The following is a 16,497-nucleotide window of genomic DNA, read 5'->3' as shown; positions in this document are numbered from 1 at the left end:
GCGAGAAAATGCAAATGGGTAAATTTCCGCAGAATTTCCTCTGGGGCGGTGCAACTGCAGCCAACCAGTATGAAGGCGCCTATAATCTGGATGGAAAAGGCCTGTCTGTTCAGGATGTGACTCCAAAAGGCGGAGTGCCAGTCAAGCCAGGTGACCGCAATCCTTTGATTACCGAGGGGCCGACAGCAGATAATCTCAAGCTGGAAGGGATTGATTTCTATCATCGTTATAAGGAGGACGTTGCTCTCTTTGCAGAGATGGGCTTCAAGGTCTACCGGACTTCCATTGCATGGTCTCGGATTTTCCCAAATGGAGACGAGCCGGAGCCCAATGAAGCTGGTCTGCAATTCTACGACGATCTCTTTGATGAGCTGGCTAAATATGGCATTGAGCCGCTGATTACCCTGTCTCACTATGAAACGCCCCTGCATTTGGCGCGTCAATACAATGGCTGGGCCAACCGCGATTTGATCAGCTTCTACGAGCGCTATGTCCGCACGGTTTTTACCCGCTATAAGGACAAGGTCAAGTATTGGCTGACCTTTAATGAAATCAACTCTGTTCTCCATGCGCCTTTTATGAGCGGTGGCATTGCCACGCCATCTGAAGAACTATCCAAGCAGGACCTCTATCAAGCGGTCCATCATGAGCTGGTGGCGTCTGCCTTAGCAACGAAGATTGGTCATGAGATCAATCCTGATTTTAAGATTGGCTGTATGGTTCTCGCCATGCCGGCCTATCCCATGACACCTAAACCTGAAGATGTTCTGGCAGCTCGGGAATTTGAAAATCAAAACTACCTCTTCTCTGATATCCATGCGCGTGGAAAATATCCAGCCTATATCAATCGTTTCTTCAAGGAGAATGGGATTGAGATTCAGTTTACGCCGGGCGATAAAGAGCTTTTAGCTGAAAATACTGTAGACTTTATTTCCTTCTCCTACTACATGAGTGTGGTTGCGGCTCATGATCCGGAAAATTATTCTTCCGGCCGAGGCAATCTTCTAGGTGGCATCCTAAATCCTCATCTGGCTAGCTCAGAATGGGGTTGGCAGATTGACCCAGTCGGCCTGCGCTTGGTGTTAAATAGCTTTTATGACCGCTATCAGCTGCCTCTCTTCATCGTGGAAAATGGTCTTGGTGCTAAGGATGTCTTGGTGGATGGTCCAAATGGCCCAACGGTTGAAGATGACTACCGCATTGATTATCTCAAACAGCACTTGCAGCAGGTAGGAGAAGCGCTGGAAGATGGCGTAGAACTGCTAGGTTACACAACTTGGGGCTGTATTGACCTGGTCTCAGCCAGCACGGCAGAACTCAGCAAGCGTTACGGCTTTATCTATGTTGACCGCAACGATGACGGTAGCGGAACTCTAGCCCGCTACAAGAAAAAATCTTTTGATTGGTACAAAGAAGTCATTGCGACGAATGGAGACAGTCTCTATCAGGATTGAATGACTTAAACAAAATAGAATGGCTCCTTATAAAATAAACCAAGTCCTATCTGGCTTGGTTTTTTCTATTTTTTAAAATGGGAATTGGCTGAATCCTCTTGATTTTAAAAGCAAGATGAGAAAAGGCAGTGTTTCGAGGGAATCTGTCTCTATAAAAAAATAAGAATTTATTCGCAAAATTGCAGATATTTGAATCCGTTTACAAAAAAACAAAGACACCTCAAATAAAATATGGTATAATATATTAAGAATATTTACTTCAGGAGGGGAAATCATGAGTAGGAAAATCCGTTTCATTTCTCTGCTTACTCTGTTGATTTGTTTTCTGATGGGCTGCAGTCTTTTTCAAAAGAACGGTGGAGGTCCGGGAGAGCAAGGCAGCCAATTTTCGGAAAGTGTTCGTAAGCTGAGAGAAAAATACAGCAAAAATACTCCTTATGATGTCCAAGAAAAGGTCATTCAGATCAAGGAAAATGAGCCTATTACATTTCCGACAGAGGTACAAAAGCCTAACGATTTTGAGACACTGCCACATGAAGGACAGACTGAGTTGATTTCTTCCTTTGAAATTTATGGAGACAGCAACTTACGAGCTATTTTAGGGGGTGACTTTAAGATGAATGATAAGCGGCAGATAGTGATTGAGCCAGCTTATCATTTCTCTGCGACTAGAGTGGAGGCAAATGGAGAGCATACGGAATATGGTCTAGCCAAGCAAGGTGAGAGCTGGGGTGTTTTTGATACGCTCTATTTGCTGCAACGGGATGATGAGCGCACAGGTAAAAAGCTTAAAAAGCCAAAACTTTGGATTGTTAAGATAGATAAGAAAGGGCGTGACAAGCTAGCTCTGAAAACTAAGAGCAGCCTGCTCGGAGATGGTCGCTTGCAGCTAGAATGGACGGAAGTACCGGGAGCGGACTCTTATTCCATTATAAAAAGAGAGTATGTGACCATGCCTGGCAGTGATACTAAGACAGGTCTTTACAACTATAAAGAGGTCGACAGGGTCACTTCGACAGTGTATCGGACAGATTTGCCTACCCACTATGATAGCCGCAACGGAGGCCGTTCTGGTGATGACCCGATACTTGCCAGACAACGGTTGCTGCAGGCTTACGACCAGGATTACAGTAAGAAAACGGTTGAGAAAAAGCCTTATGAACTCCTTGTTGTTCCCCTTAAAGACAAAGAAGCTTTAGGAACTATCAGCAATCCTATCTCATCTGATAGCTTTGCGAAACTGATGCCGAATCAAATCGATTTTCGGACTTTTTCTGACCAGGTTTCCGCCCTGAGGCAGAAAGGAAACATTCCTGAAGAAGCACCGCTGCAGATGATGGATGGCCAGATTCAGAACTTTCCAATCGTCTATGAAAAAATTGAAAAAGAAGGCCGGGATGTCAGATGTCTGGTCTCTATCAAGGGCATGCCTACTGTCAAAACGGACTTTTTCATTGAACAGGCCAGTGTCGAAGAAGTGCAGCCTGTTGTAGATAGGCATAATGAAAAGGTCAATAAAGAGGAAAGCAAGTCGGGTGTTTCAGAGAAATATATCAGCGTAGAGCAGGCAGACTTGGATCTCAAGGGTAAAACAGTCGTTCATGATGTTAGTGACATTGAGGAAAGAGTGGCAGCCAGAAGTGCAGCGCAGGAATATTTTGCCAAGGCCCTTCTGTCCGATGCTGAATATGTTGATTACAGTGAGTTTCCAGAGCTGAGTGAAGGAGATGTCAGTGAATTGCTTCACGATGTTTTAGAGCAAAATCCAGTCATTCAGCAGGGAGTGGTTCCTACCATTGATGCTAAGCAACATGTGGTAAGTTTTAAATACGATGCTAATGAAACAGCCAAATATAAGAAGGCCCGCAAAAAGGTCAAAGAGATTGTCAAAGACATCATCAAAGACCAGATGAGCGACCGAGAAAAGATTGAGGCGATTAATCAGTATATGATTGAGCATATTAGCTATGATAAGGCTGCTTACCAAGGCTTTTTGAATTACAAAACATCTATTGAGAATAAAGAATCAGAAGAAGCTATTTCAAAAGCGTTTAAAGATATGCAAGACGGTATTCGCAAGTATGAATCTAGTTTTGATATTACTGGTCCGCTATTTGAGGGTAAGGGAGTCTGTCAAGCTTATGCTGTAACCTTCCAGGCTCTTGCTCAGGAAGCTGGTCTCGAAACCATGTATGTGAGTGGAAATACAGATGATTTTGACCCGCATGCTTGGAACTTCGCAAAAATAGATGGTCAGTGGCTGGCCTTAGATGTTACTTGGAATGACTCTGATGGAGACAGCAATAAAACAGAAAATGAATACTTGCTATTGGCCATGGATAATCCACTCTACGCACAGAGCCACTATGCCTTTGACAGATACGAAGATGCTATTAAAGAATGATGCTCCAAATAGAAGCAATCTTTAAAAGATGCCTAAGCCTTGTAAGGCAAGGAAGAAGCCAATCAAAAACCCTGAGATAACAGTATCTCAGGGTTTTTTCTATGCTTTTATTTCTTCCAGCTTTCGACTTCTTTTTGATGGTTTTTGATCCACTCTTTGGCTGCAGCTTCTGGTGAGCTGCCTTCGTTAATCTTAAGCATGACTTCTTCCATGTCCTTTTGAGTCCAGTTGAAGTTGTCTAGGACCTTATTGACTTCTGGTAAGTCCTTGTCTAGATTTTTCCGAGTCATAGTGTGGATAGCTTCCTTACCGCCCATGGTTCCCTTAGGATCCTTGAGGTATTTGAGGTCGTATTTGGAGAACATCCAGTGAGGTGACCAGCCGGTTACGATGATATCTTCTTTATTCTTAATAGCCTGATCCAGAGCAGTGGTCATAGCTCCTGTTGAGGAAGAAGAAAGATTCCAGCCACTGAGATTGCTGTATTCTTGCATAGTCTTCTCAGTCGCGGTCATGATACCAGCGCCGGGCTCAATACCTGTGATGGTTTTCTTGGCTTGGTCTGACAGGTCTTCGATGGAGTCAGCATCCATATAACTTGGTACGACTAGCCCTGTCTTAACGCCCTCAAGGTTTGGCCCCAAGTCCACTAGCTTATCCTTGTACTCCTCATAGAGAGCAGCATGGGTAGTTGGCAACCAGGCAGAAACCATGGCATCGGCTTCGCTATTAGCAACGGACTTCCACATAACGGCATTGTCCAGCGGTGTGATGGTGACATCGTAGCCCATTTCCTTGAGAGCTTCTGCTACGACATTGGTTGAGGCAACTTCGGAGTCCCATTCAACATAGGCAAGGTTGACTTTTTCTTTTTTGCTCTGCTGAAGCTTGGTTACTTGATTTCCGACAAAGGCTGTCAAGATGACAGCAGCCAGAGCAGACCAGAGCATAATCTTGTTGCGTTTTTCCTTGGCAGTGACCGGTGATTTTTTAGCCAGAGGCTGGTTGAGCTTCTGGGTCAGGCGGTCAATGATAATGGCCAGGATAACCAGAGATACCCCATTGACAAACCCGGAACCGATGTCGGCATGCTGCAAGGCAGAGAGAACGCCGCGGCCCAGTCCTGGTGCCCCAATCATAGAGGCAGTAACGACCATAGACAGAGCTAACATGATGGTCTGATTGACCCCAGCTAGGATAGTATTTTTAGCTAGAGGCAGCTCAACTTTGAAGAGCTTCTGCTTGCCAGTGCCCCCGAAGGAGTCTGACGCTTCAATCAGCTCGGTCGGAATCTGACGAATGGCTAGATTGGTAAAGCGGACAGTCGGTGGCAGGGCAAAGATGACAGAGGCAAAGACCCCAGGCACCATACCGATACCGAAGAAGGCCACGGCCGGTATCAGGTAGACAAAGGCCGGCATGGTCTGCATAAAGTCCAGCAAAGGCTTGATAACTGCTTCGACGCGGTTGCTCTTAGCCATCCAAATCCCCAGTGGAATACCGATGATAATGGAAATGGCACTGGAGACGATGACCAAGGTCACAGTGCTCATAAGATTTTCCCAGAGGCCTTGGTTGTAAACAAAGAGCAGACCTATGAGGGTGAGCAGGGGCAGTCCCAGCTTACGCTTGGAAATCAAATAGGTAAAGATAGTGATGACTGCGATAAAGAGCAAGGGCGGAATGAAGAGCAGGGTGTCTGTCATTCCATTCATGATGGCATTTCCGATAGCTTGAAGGACCGAGAAAAGCCCGGAGAAGGTATCTGTTACCCAGTTAGTAAAGGACTCAACCCATTGAGAAACGGGGATTGGCTGTTGTAAAATATTCAAAATGCGAACCTCCCTTATTCTTCAGATTCAGTAGTATTGGCCAAGGCTTCGATGACTCGACCTTTGATAATAACGCCGACTAACTTGTCCTTATCATCTACAACGGCCAGAGGTGCTGGTGAATCGTAAATCAGCGGGAAAATATCAGTAATCAGGGTTTCCTGAGTGACCTTGCGGACGTTCTTATCAATCACTTCAGCCAGAGCTTGATGTTGCTTACGGGCATCTCGGGCGCCTTCGGCAGTCAGACTGCCCTTGAGATGCCGCTTCCTATCCACAGCCAGCAGCATACTGACCTCTTCTTTTTTCATCCGATTAAGAGCCACAGTTGGTCCGTCGATGTCAATGTTGGTAGTCAGTGGCGTTGTCATGATATTCTGAGCAGTCAAGACCTTGGAGCGGTCCACATCTTCAACGAACTCTCGAACGAAGTCGTTGGCTGGATTGGTCAGGATTTCCTCACCGGTGCCAATCTGCATAATCTGACCGTCAGCCATAATAGCAATACGGTCACCGATACGCAGGGCCTCATTGAGATCGTGGGTGATAAAGATAATGGTACGCTCATGCTCTGCCTGCAGATCCAGCAGCTCATCCTGCATTTCGCGGCGGATGAGGGGGTCTAAAGCTGAGAAGGCTTCGTCCATGAGCAGAATATCAGGATTGTTGGCCAAAGCTCGAGCTAAGCCAACCCGCTGCTGCATCCCACCGGAGAGCTGATCGGGGTATTGGTCCTTGAAGGACAGGAGACCGGCATTGTCTAGAGCTTGTTCAGCTAGGCGCGTGCGCTCTTCCTTATCAACACCTCGAACTTCCAGACCGAACTCAGTATTTTCCAGAATGGTCCGATGTGGAAAGAGGCCGAAGTTCTGAAAGACCATATTGAGCTTGTGGCGGCGAACGTCACGCAGCTCTTCTTCGTTCATCTTGGCCACATCTTGGCCGTCGATGTAAATGTCGCCTGATGTCGGGTCAATCAATCGGTTGAGCAGGCGGATAAGGGTAGATTTCCCACTACCGGACAGTCCCATGATGACAAAAATTTCTCCGATCTGAACTTCAAAGTTTACATCGTAAACTCCGACAGTAGCACCGGTTTTTTCTAAAATTTCCGTTTTGCTTTTGGCTTGCTGCACCATTTCCAGTGCCTGCTTTTGCCTTTTACCGAAAATTTTAGTCAAATGTTTTACTTCTAGTTTATTCAACGTATTTCTCCTTTTACAAAAGTGACTACATGTTTATTTTGATAAGTTGTCACTTAAAAGACCATCACAGTATAACATCGTGTGGTCACTTTGTCAAACCCAAAAGACCGTCAGACCGGCATTTTTCGACTATTATAAAAAAGGAGGATGATTTTCTAGAATATTTCTGAAAGTCGCAAAAGGCTTGTCAGACAGCGGATTCGCCTGTCTATTCTGCTTTTTGACAAAGAAAAAACAAGCGCTGTTTCACTTGTTTGTTTCAATTTCATTAAAAAATAAATTATGCATCAAACCGACTGATAATTCGTTGCCAACAAAGTAGATGGTATTGCCGGCTTCCAGCTTGGTATAAGGACCAGGCGAGATTAGGAGTTGGTCTCCCTGCTGGACTGCGACAATGGTAGCGCCAGTCGAGTGCCAGATATTGAGCTCATTGATAGATTTTCCTAGGTTGATGGCGTCTGCTGAGAGCTGGAGCTCGTAGGGATTGAAAGGGAAGCGCTGCTGGACATCTTTAGTTCGGCTGAGAAGCTGATTGAGCAGCTGGGAAAAGTTGGCAAATTCTTCCTCTTGGCGTTGGATGCTCTGGTGGAGCTTGCTTTTGAGGTCCTGCAGAGAGTTGACATCTTTATAGGTCTCAAGGAACTGCTGGGCTTTTTCCTTGGAAGAAATGAAGGCTCCACTGCCGTGGCGGACTTCCATGATTTCCAGGTCTACCAGCACATTAATAGCCTTGCGGGCTGTCTCAGGTGAGACATTGAAGTTGCTGGCTAGGGTAGAGCGGGCATAGATCTTGCTTCCGATGGGATATTTGCCGTCAACGATTCGCTCGGCAATGGCGACGGCAATCTGCTGGTAGCGTGGGAATGCGACTTCTTTTTTGCTCATGAGGACCTCCAATTTACAACAGAAATATAGCTATGATTATAATATAAAACTGGAAGATTGAAAAGTGCTCTTTGTAAAATCGACTGTCCTATCCGCCTCTTCTTACCTTTCTTTTTACTTTTTTAAGTAGTATAATATGTCTAAAAGTCAGAGGTTTTCTGGAAGGGGTGAGGATATTTATGTCACAATTTATCTTGGTATTACTGGGCTTTTTGGCGGTGCTAGTGCTTGTCATAGTCTCTGCTATTCGGAGAAAGCTTCGCTTTAAGAAGCGTTTAGCTACTGCTTGGGGAAGTCGTGAGCGGGTGGATTGCCGGCCAGACAGTGAGTCCAGTCTGTATGAGTCTTTTTTGCTAGACGAAGAAGCTGGAACCTATGATAGTCTGGTGGACGACCAGACTTGGGGAGATTTGGACTTTTTTGATGTTTTTCAGGATATTGATACAGCAGCCCAATCCAGTCTAGGTTCAGAGTACCTTTACAGCAAACTTCGCCTGTTGCATTTCGAGGCAGATCAGGAATTTGATGATTTGCAGGCCAATTTGACCCAGCATCCAGAGGTGCGCATTCAGCTGCAGCTGCTTTTTTCTGAGCTTGGCAAGAAAAATCACAATCAAGCTAAGAAACTGATCTATAAACCAGCTCAGGCGAATCACAAGGGAAGTTTTTACCTGTTTTTGGCTGCGATTCCGCTACTTTCCCCTTTACTCTATTTTATCAATCCTAGTCTGGGATATATAGTTCCCATCATCAGCATGGCCTTTAATATCGTTTATTCCATGGCCACGCGCTGGTCTCTAGAGATGAAGTTAGACAGCATGGGCTATCTGGTACGGATCTTCTATATTGGTGAAAAGATCGCCCGCCTGCCCTTGCCCCAGCAAGCTTCTCTAAAAGAAGCGGTGGCTTCTTTTAGCCGAACACGGCTTTTTGGAGAAGTCTTTCGGCCCCAGTCGGGTGCCTCTGAGCTGGAGATTTTCTATCTCTATATCAACTCCGTCTTGCTGATACCTCAGTTGGCTCAGGCCTATATCTCCAATCGTCTGGTCAAGGCCAATCAACAGGCTAGGCAAGTGCTGGAGATTCTAGGTCGCTTAGAGGCAGCGATTGCTGTACTTAACTACAAGGAAAGCCTTCCGATTTATGCGAAACCTAGCTTTACAAGCTCAGCTGGGATGAAGGGCAAGGGTCTCTATCATCCACTCTTAGAGCGACCTGTTAGCAATGATTTGGACTTTTCTAAGAATATGATGATTAGTGGCGATAATGCTTCTGGAAAATCGACTTACCTGAGAATAGCAGCTATCAATGCTATCTTGGCTCAGGGGCTAGGCTTTGCTTGTGCAGAGAACTTGACCTTGCAGCATGGTCATGTCTTGAGCTCAATGGATGTGACCGATGACATCGGCTCTGGGGATAGTTACTTTATCGCCGAGAGCAGGGCTATTGAGCGCATGATAGATTCCTTGGAAGAAGAGGGCTTGCACTACTTTTTCATCGATGAGCTTTTTAAGGGAACCAATACTGTTGAGCGGATTGGTGCAGGACTAGCAATCATTGATTGGCTAGCCCAGAAGCCCTGTCTTTACATGATTTCGAGCCATGATGTGGAGTTGGTAGCAGCCTCTGGTCAGCTCAATGCTCAATATCACTTTGACAGTCAATATATAGCAGGAGAGATTGTCTTTGACTATAAGATTAAGCAAGGCAGCGCTTTGACCAAGAATGCGGTTAATACACTAGAGAGCCTGAACTATCCAGAAGAGATCACGGATACAGCCAGGGAGATAATCACCGCCTACGAAGCCAGCGGCAACTGGAGCTTGCTGGGAAAGGGACAGTCCAAATTGGATGACAAAGATAGAAATGGATAAAAAGATGACTGTAAAGATGATAGCGACAGACATGGATGGAACCTTGCTGGACGGACAGGGACAGCTGGATTTGCCACATCTGGCTACTATTTTAGATGAGCTGGATAAGAGAGACATTCGCTTTGTGGTGGCTACTGGCAATGAAATTCCACGGATGCGTCTGCTATTAGGAGATTTGGTAGAACGAATGACCTTGGTAGTCGCCAACGGAGCCCGGATTTTTGAAAAGAACCAGCTAAGCATGAGCAGCTTCTGGGAACCTGGATTGATTAGGGATGCGCTGGCTTACTTTGCTGGGCGTGAAAAGGAGCTTCAGCTGGTTGTGACTTCTGAAAGAGGTGGCTTTGTCCAGGAGGGTACAGAGTTTCCCTTGATTGAAAAAGTCATGACCAAGGAAATAGCCCAGTTTTTCCACAAGCGGATGAACTTTGTGCCAAGCCTTCAGGATTATCCCTTTGACAAGGTCTTAAAAATGAGTATGATGGTAGAAGAGGCTGCAGCAGCAGAGCATGCTCGTCTGATTAATCAGCATTTTGCTGGCCGATTGAGCGCTGTTGCCAGTGGTTACGGTGCGATTGACATCCTCCAAGATGGGATGCACAAGGCTTGGGGCTTGCAGCAGCTGATGGCTAAGTGGCAGATTCAAAGCTCAGAAATAATGGCTTTTGGGGATAGTGAAAATGACATAGAAATGCTTGAATTAGCAGGTATTTCTTACGCTATGGAGAATGGCGATGAGCGGGTCAAAAAGATAGCGGACTACCTAGCGCCAGCAAATACAGAAGCCGGTGTTTTACAGATACTTGAGCAATACTTAGAAGAGGAAAGGGAATAATGGCAGTACAATTACTAGAAGAATGGCTTCTCAAGGAGCAGGCAAAATTGCAGCAAAACTACAGAGAGCTCAATCAACTCTCTGTCAAGGAGCCAGACATCATCTTTATTGGAGACTCCATCGTAGAATACTATCCGCTTCAGGAGCTCTTACAGACGGATAAAAGACTGATTAACCGTGGCATTCGGGGCTATAAGACTGATTTGCTTTTAGAAAACCTAGATGCCCATCTCTTTGGGCAGGCTTTGGATAAGGTCTTTATCCTGATAGGTACCAATGACATTGGCAAGGCGATACCTCAGACAGAAACGCTGGCTAATTTGGAAGCCGTTATTCAGGAGATTTCTCGTGACTATCCTCTGGCTCAGATCCAATTGCTGTCGGTCCTGCCGGTCAATGAAGCTCCCGCCTACAAGAGCACGGTCTATGTCCGCAGCAATGAAAAGATTCAGGCTCTCAATCAGGCCTATCGCCAGCTGGCTAGCGCCTACATGAATGTCCAGTTTATTGATCTCTACGATACCTTTCTGGACGAGGGAGGCCAGCTGCGCCCAGACTACACAACAGATGGTCTCCATCTGACCATTGCTGGCTATACAGCCTTGTCCAAGGTTTTGCAGGAGACGTTATAGAGATAAAAATAGGGAGCAAAAAAAGCCCAATCAGACAAATCTTCAAAGGAAGATTTGTTTTTTTTTAAAACTTTTTGTTTACAAATGTAAATCTTAGTGGTAAAATAGCATCATAAGATTTACAAATGTAGATTTAGAAAGGAGAGGTCATGCAAATTTCCAATGCGGAATGGCGCATCATGAAGATTATCTGGATGGAAGGCAAGCAGACCAGCACGGATTTGATCGCCGTCTTGTCCGAGCGCTTTGACTGGTCGAAGTCGACGGTCAAGACTCTCTTGACCCGCTTGGTGGAGAAAGGATGTTTGACTAGAGAAAAATCAGGCAAAGCCTTTGTTTACTCGGCTTTGTTGAAGCAGGACCAGAGTTTAGACTTGGTCGTTGAGGATGTGAAAGACAAGGTTTGCTCCAAAAGGATTGTCCAGGTGCTTGAAAACTTGATTCAGGAGAGTGACTTTACGCTTGCAGATCTTAATCAGCTGCAGCAGGTCCTGGAAGAAAAGAAAGCAGAGGCTGTCGAAACAGTCCCTTGCAATTGTATGTAATAGAAAGAAGGAAATTCCATGTTTGGATTGTTGATTAGTATTGTTTGTTTACTTGTGGTTGCTTTTATTGCTTGGTGGTTCTTTGCAGAGCATGAAAAAGTAAGCGGCCACGCTCGTCAGAAATCAGGTTATCAAGAAATTGAAGTCGAAGTCATGGGGGGCTATTCGCCTGAAACGATTGTCCTGAAAAAGAATGTTCCAGCCCGGATCATCTTTAATCGCAAGGATCCATCTTCATGTCTGGCTCAAGTGATCTTTCCAGATTTTGGCGTTCATGAAGATTTGCCTTTAGGTGAAAAACATGTCATTGAAATTACGCCAGAAAAAGCGGGCGAATATGGGTATTCATGTGGAATGAACATGATGCATGGTCACATGATTGTGGAATAAAGGAGTAGGTATGGTAGAAAAACAAAAAGCAGTTGTGGAAAACGGAGTGCAAAAGATCCGTATTACAGCAGAAAAGGGCTATAGTCCCAAAGAATTTCAACTTCAAAAAGGGATCCCTGCTGAAATCACCTTCCATCGGGTCAATCCTTCCGGCTGTTACAAGGAAATTTTGTTTGAAGATCAGGGGATTTTAGAGCCTTTGGAAGTCGGTGTGGATAAGGTGATATCCTTTACCCCGACAGAAACAGGGGACTTCGAGTTTTCATGTGGAATGAAGATGCAAAAGGGTTCCTACACGGTTCTGGAAAAACGCCGTCGTGTCTTAAGTTTACGGGATCGCTTTTGGATTACTAGTATCTTTACCCTTCCTTTATTGATCTTGATGATCGGGATGATGGCAGGATTTGTATCCCATACAGTCAGTCGCTGGGGGACTTTTCTAGCGACAACGCCGATCATGTTGGTAGCAGGAGTTCCTTTTATCAAGAGTGCCTGGGCCTCATTTAAGAAGCACCATTCCAATATGGATACCTTGGTAGCTCTTGGAACCCTGGTAGCCTATGTCTATAGTGTATTTGCCCTTTTTACTGGTCAGCCAGTATACTTTGAGGCTGCGGGTTTTATCATCTTCTTTATCCTCTTAGGGCAAATCTTTGAAGAACGGATGCGTAACAATGCCTCCGAGGCTGTGGAAAAGTTGTTGGATTTGCAGGCAAAAACGGCTCAAGTTCTCCGTGATGGGAACTATGTCGAGGTAGCGGCAGAAGATATCCAAATTGATGACTTGATTCGGGTCCGTCCTGGGGAAAAGATTGCGGTTGATGGGACGATTGTAGAAGGAAGTACGACCATTGATGAGTCGATGGTGACAGGTGAAAGCTTGCCTGTGGAAAAATCAGTTGGTGATGCAGTTATCGGCTCCACTATCAACAGCAATGGGACCATTCTCTTTAAGGCTGAAAAAGTCGGTAGTGAGACCCTCTTATCTCAAATTGTGGACTTTGTCAAAATGGCCCAATCCAGTCGTGCTCCTATTCAAGATTTGACGGATAAGATTTCAGGTATCTTTGTTCCAGTGGTGACGATTTTGGCCATTGCGACTTTCTGGGTTTGGTCCGTGCTTCTGGGCGCGTCGCTTCAAGAGGCCATGCTCTATGCAGTCTCTGTCCTCATTATTGCCTGTCCTTGTGCCCTTGGTTTAGCAACCCCAACAGCCCTGATGGTCGGAACCGGCCGTAGTGCCAAGATGGGCGTTCTGATTAAAAATGGAACAGTTCTTCAAGAAGTGCAAAAGATTCAAACCGTTGTGTTTGATAAGACAGGGACTATTACCATTGGCCAACCACTTGTAACCGATGTTGTAGGAGATAAAGCGCGTGTCTTGACACTGGCTGCTAGTCTTGAAACTTTTTCAGAACATCCACTAGCCCAAGCGGTGTTATCCCAAGCAGAAGAAAAAGGTTTGGTGTTATCCCCTGTGGAAAACTTCCAAGCGATTGAAGGAAAAGGGGTCCAAGGTCAGATCGACCAGCAGTTGGTGACCTTGGGAAATGGCAAACTTCATGACGGGACAGCGATGGATCCGGAGCTTGAAAAACGGATGGTAGAGTTGCAAGAGCAGGCCAAAACAGTGATCAGTTTGTCTGTGGATGGGCAAGTGATTGGCTTGATTGCCATTCAAGATGCTCCGAAGGCCAGCTCAAAAGAAGCGATCAAAAAGCTCAAAGAACGGGGCTTGAAAACGGTCATGTTAACGGGGGATAATGAACGGGTGGCCCAAGCTATTGCTAAGCAAGTGGGAATTGACACCGTCATTGCTGATGTCCTTCCTCAAGAAAAAGCTAGCGCCATCCAAAAACTGCAAGAAGCTAGCAAGGTCGCCTTTGTTGGAGATGGGATCAATGATGCTCCAGCTCTCTCGATCGCGGATGTGGGGATCGCTATGGGATCTGGAACGGATATTGCGATCGAGTCCGGTGGCATCGTGCTCACGCAAAATGATTTACTTGGCGTTGTGCGCGCCTTTGACATGAGTCAAAAGACCTTCCGCAGGATCTTACTCAATCTCTTCTGGGCCTCTATCTACAATATCCTTGGGCTTCCAATTGCTGCTGGAGTCTTTGTAGGACTGGGATTGACCCTCAATCCAGAACTAGCAGGTCTTGCTATGGCCCTTAGTTCTTTGTCTGTTTTGACTAGCTCGCTGCTTCTCAATGTTGAGAAAATTGATTAAATGAAATAAAAAGTGATACAGAATTTTGTATCGCTTTTTGTTCGATTTCCTACAGCTACAAGTCTTAGAGGTGCATGCAAATTATAATAAAATATCCTATACTAATATAGTTTGTGAAATTTTCTCAAAAAAAGAGCATTGTGTTATGTAATAGTTCTATATCATCTATGAGCATATTCTTATACAAGAGCGAAAAAACATGATAAATTGATAGAGTAAAGTTGCTTGAAGCGTTTTCATTCACAAGTGGAAATGTTTTCAATAACTGAAAAATTATTTTATTGAAGGGGAGTTATTATTATGACTCAAGGAAAAATTACTGCATCTGCAGCAATGCTCAACGTATTGAAGACATGGGGCGTAGACACCATCTACGGTATCCCATCAGGAACACTCAGCTCACTCATGGATGCTTTGGCTGAAGACAAAGATATCCGCTTCTTGCAAGTTCGCCACGAAGAAACTGGTGCTCTTGCAGCGGTGATGCAAGCTAAATTCGGCGGCTCAATCGGGGTTGCAGTTGGTTCAGGTGGCCCAGGTGCGACTCACTTGATTAACGGTGTTTACGATGCAGCTATGGATAACACTCCATTCCTTGCTATTCTTGGATCACGTCCAGTCAACGAACTCAACATGGATGCCTTCCAAGAATTGAACCAAAACCCAATGTACAACGGTATCGCTGTCTACAACAAACGTGTCGCTTACGCTGAGCAATTGCCAAAAGTAATTGACGAAGCTTGCCGTGCTGCTGTTTCTAAAAAAGGTCCTGCCGTTGTTGAAATTCCAGTAAACTTCGGTTTCCAAGAAATCGACGAAAACTCATACTACGGATCAGGTTCTTACGAGCGTTCATTCATTGCTCCTGCCTTGAACGAAACTGAAATTGACAAAGCAGTTGAAATCTTGAACAAGGCTGAGCGCCCTGTTATCTACGCTGGATTTGGTGGTGTTAAAGCTGGTGAAGTGATTACTGAATTGTCACGTAAAATCAAAGCACCAATCATCACAACTGGTAAAAACTTTGAAGCTTTCGAATGGAACTATGAAGGTTTGACAGGTTCTGCTTACCGTGTTGGTTGGAAACCAGCCAACGAAGTAGTCTTTGAAGCAGACACCGTTCTTTTCCTTGGGTCAAACTTCCCATTTGCTGAAGTGTACGAAGCCTTCAAGAACACTGAAAAATTCATCCAAGTGGATATTGACCCTTACAAACTTGGTAAACGCCATGCCCTTGACGCTTCTATCCTTGGTGATGCAGGTCAAGCAGCTAAAGCGATTCTTGACAAAGTAAACCCAGTTGAATCTACTCCATGGTGGCGTGCAAACGTTAAGAACAACCAAAACTGGCGTGATTACATGAACAAACTCGAAGGTAAAACTGAGGGTGAGTTGCAGTTGTACCAAGTTTACAATGCAGTTAACAAATACGCTGACCAAGACGCTATCTACTCAATTGACGTAGGTAACACAACTCAAACATCTACTCGTCACCTTCACATGACACCTAAGAACATGTGGCGTACATCTCCACTCTTTGCGACAATGGGGATCGCCCTTCCTGGTGGTATCGCTGCTAAGAAAGACAATCCAGATCGCCAAGTATGGAACATCATGGGTGATGGTGCATTCAACATGTGCTATCCAGACGTGATCACAAACGTTCAATACGACCTTCCAGTTATCAACCTTGTCTTCTCAAATGCTGAGTACGGATTCATCAAGAACAAATACGAAGACACCAACAAACACTTGTTTGGTGTAGACTTCACTAACGCTGACTACGCGAAAATTGCTGAAGCTCAAGGAGCTGTTGGATTTACAGTTGACCGTATCGAAGACATCGATGCAGTCGTTGCAGAAGCTGTGAAACTCAACAAAGAAGGCAAGACAGTTGTCATCGATGCCCGCATCACGCAACACCGTCCACTTCCAGTAGAAGTACTTGAACTCGATCCAAAACTTCACTCAGAAGAAGCTATCAAAGCCTTCAAGGAAAAATACGAAGCAGAAGAACTCGTACCATTCCGCCTCTTCTTGGAAGAAGAAGGATTGCAATCACGCGCAATTAAATAATTCCTCTCGCCGAAAATCAAATGTAAACTGTGTCATCTTAACCTTGCCGTACAGCAGTACTGCCTGCGGTTCGATGTCTTGTTTATAACTTGATTTTCTTAGAGCGGAACTTGAAAAGAACGGAGCAAT

The 16,497-nt window shown here is 45.2% G+C and carries 12 protein-coding genes; 9 read left to right on the top strand and 3 right to left on the bottom strand.

What is annotated here, in order from left to right:
- The first annotated feature begins 8 nt into the window (after nt 1–8).
- Together O3620_RS03175 and O3620_RS03170 are read left to right on the top strand one after the other, a co-directional pair.
- Complete coding sequence (locus tag O3620_RS03175) at nt 9–1,454, top strand: glycoside hydrolase family 1 protein (RefSeq protein WP_002919677.1); 1,446 nt, start codon at nt 9–11, stop codon at nt 1,452–1,454.
- A gap of 274 nt (nt 1,455–1,728) precedes the next feature.
- A complete protein-coding gene (locus O3620_RS03170; protein ID WP_002919676.1) occupies nt 1,729–3,858 on the top strand; it encodes a transglutaminase domain-containing protein in 2,130 nt (709 codons plus the stop codon).
- A 107-nt stretch (nt 3,859–3,965) separates the two neighbouring features.
- Here O3620_RS03170 and O3620_RS03165 read toward each other — a convergent pair whose 3' ends face one another.
- The 3 genes from O3620_RS03165 to O3620_RS03155 all read right to left on the bottom strand — a co-directional run bounded on the left by O3620_RS03165 (nt 3,966) and on the right by O3620_RS03155 (nt 7,783).
- Nucleotides 3,966–5,690, bottom strand: a complete 1,725-nt coding sequence (locus tag O3620_RS03165) for an ABC transporter permease/substrate binding protein (protein WP_002919675.1) — start codon at nt 5,688–5,690, stop codon at nt 3,966–3,968.
- Between the two features lie 14 nt (nt 5,691–5,704).
- Nucleotides 5,705–6,895 carry a glycine betaine/L-proline ABC transporter ATP-binding protein gene (locus O3620_RS03160; protein ID WP_002896559.1) on the bottom strand — a complete coding sequence of 397 codons (1,191 nt, stop codon included), beginning with the start codon at nt 6,893–6,895 and terminating at the stop codon, nt 5,705–5,707.
- A gap of 246 nt (nt 6,896–7,141) precedes the next feature.
- Nucleotides 7,142–7,783 carry a GntR family transcriptional regulator gene (locus tag O3620_RS03155; protein WP_002896558.1) on the bottom strand — a complete coding sequence of 214 codons (642 nt, stop codon included), beginning with the start codon at nt 7,781–7,783 and terminating at the stop codon, nt 7,142–7,144.
- A 179-nt stretch (nt 7,784–7,962) separates the two neighbouring features.
- On the opposite strand from O3620_RS03155, the gene O3620_RS03150 reads away from it, so the two are divergent.
- From O3620_RS03150 to spxB, 7 genes are all read left to right on the top strand, one after another.
- Entirely contained in the window at nt 7,963–9,657 is a 1,695-nt protein-coding gene (locus O3620_RS03150) for a hypothetical protein (protein ID WP_002896556.1), read from the top strand.
- Nucleotides 9,635–10,492: a Cof-type HAD-IIB family hydrolase gene (locus O3620_RS03145; protein ID WP_371601431.1), complete on the top strand. Its 858-nt coding sequence runs from the start codon at nt 9,635–9,637 to the stop codon at nt 10,490–10,492. The genes O3620_RS03150 and O3620_RS03145 overlap by 23 nt, the downstream gene beginning before the upstream one ends.
- Nucleotides 10,492–11,124 (top strand): SGNH/GDSL hydrolase family protein, encoded by a 633-nt coding sequence (locus O3620_RS03140; RefSeq protein ID WP_002919674.1) that lies wholly within the window; start codon nt 10,492–10,494, stop codon nt 11,122–11,124. Before O3620_RS03145 ends, O3620_RS03140 begins: the two co-directional genes overlap by 1 nt.
- Before the next feature lie 149 nt (nt 11,125–11,273).
- Nucleotides 11,274–11,669 carry a CopY/TcrY family copper transport repressor gene (locus O3620_RS03135; RefSeq protein ID WP_002903337.1) on the top strand — a complete coding sequence of 132 codons (396 nt, stop codon included), beginning with the start codon at nt 11,274–11,276 and terminating at the stop codon, nt 11,667–11,669.
- 18 nt (nt 11,670–11,687) lie between these two features.
- Entirely contained in the window at nt 11,688–12,059 is a 372-nt protein-coding gene (locus O3620_RS03130) for a cupredoxin domain-containing protein (protein ID WP_002901455.1), read from the top strand.
- A 10-nt stretch (nt 12,060–12,069) separates the two neighbouring features.
- Nucleotides 12,070–14,292, top strand: coding sequence for a heavy metal translocating P-type ATPase (locus O3620_RS03125; protein WP_371601429.1), 2,223 nt, complete (start codon nt 12,070–12,072; stop codon nt 14,290–14,292).
- A gap of 300 nt (nt 14,293–14,592) precedes the next feature.
- Complete coding sequence (gene spxB / locus O3620_RS03120; RefSeq protein WP_002919671.1) at nt 14,593–16,368, top strand: pyruvate oxidase; 1,776 nt, start codon at nt 14,593–14,595, stop codon at nt 16,366–16,368.
- The last annotated feature ends 129 nt before the right edge of the window (nt 16,369–16,497 follow it).

The sequence above is a fragment of the Streptococcus sp. 27098_8_134 genome (assembly GCF_041431675.1).
Lineage (GTDB): Bacteria > Bacillota > Bacilli > Lactobacillales > Streptococcaceae > Streptococcus > Streptococcus sanguinis_R.
This window is presented reverse-complemented; position numbering and strand designations above follow the sequence as displayed.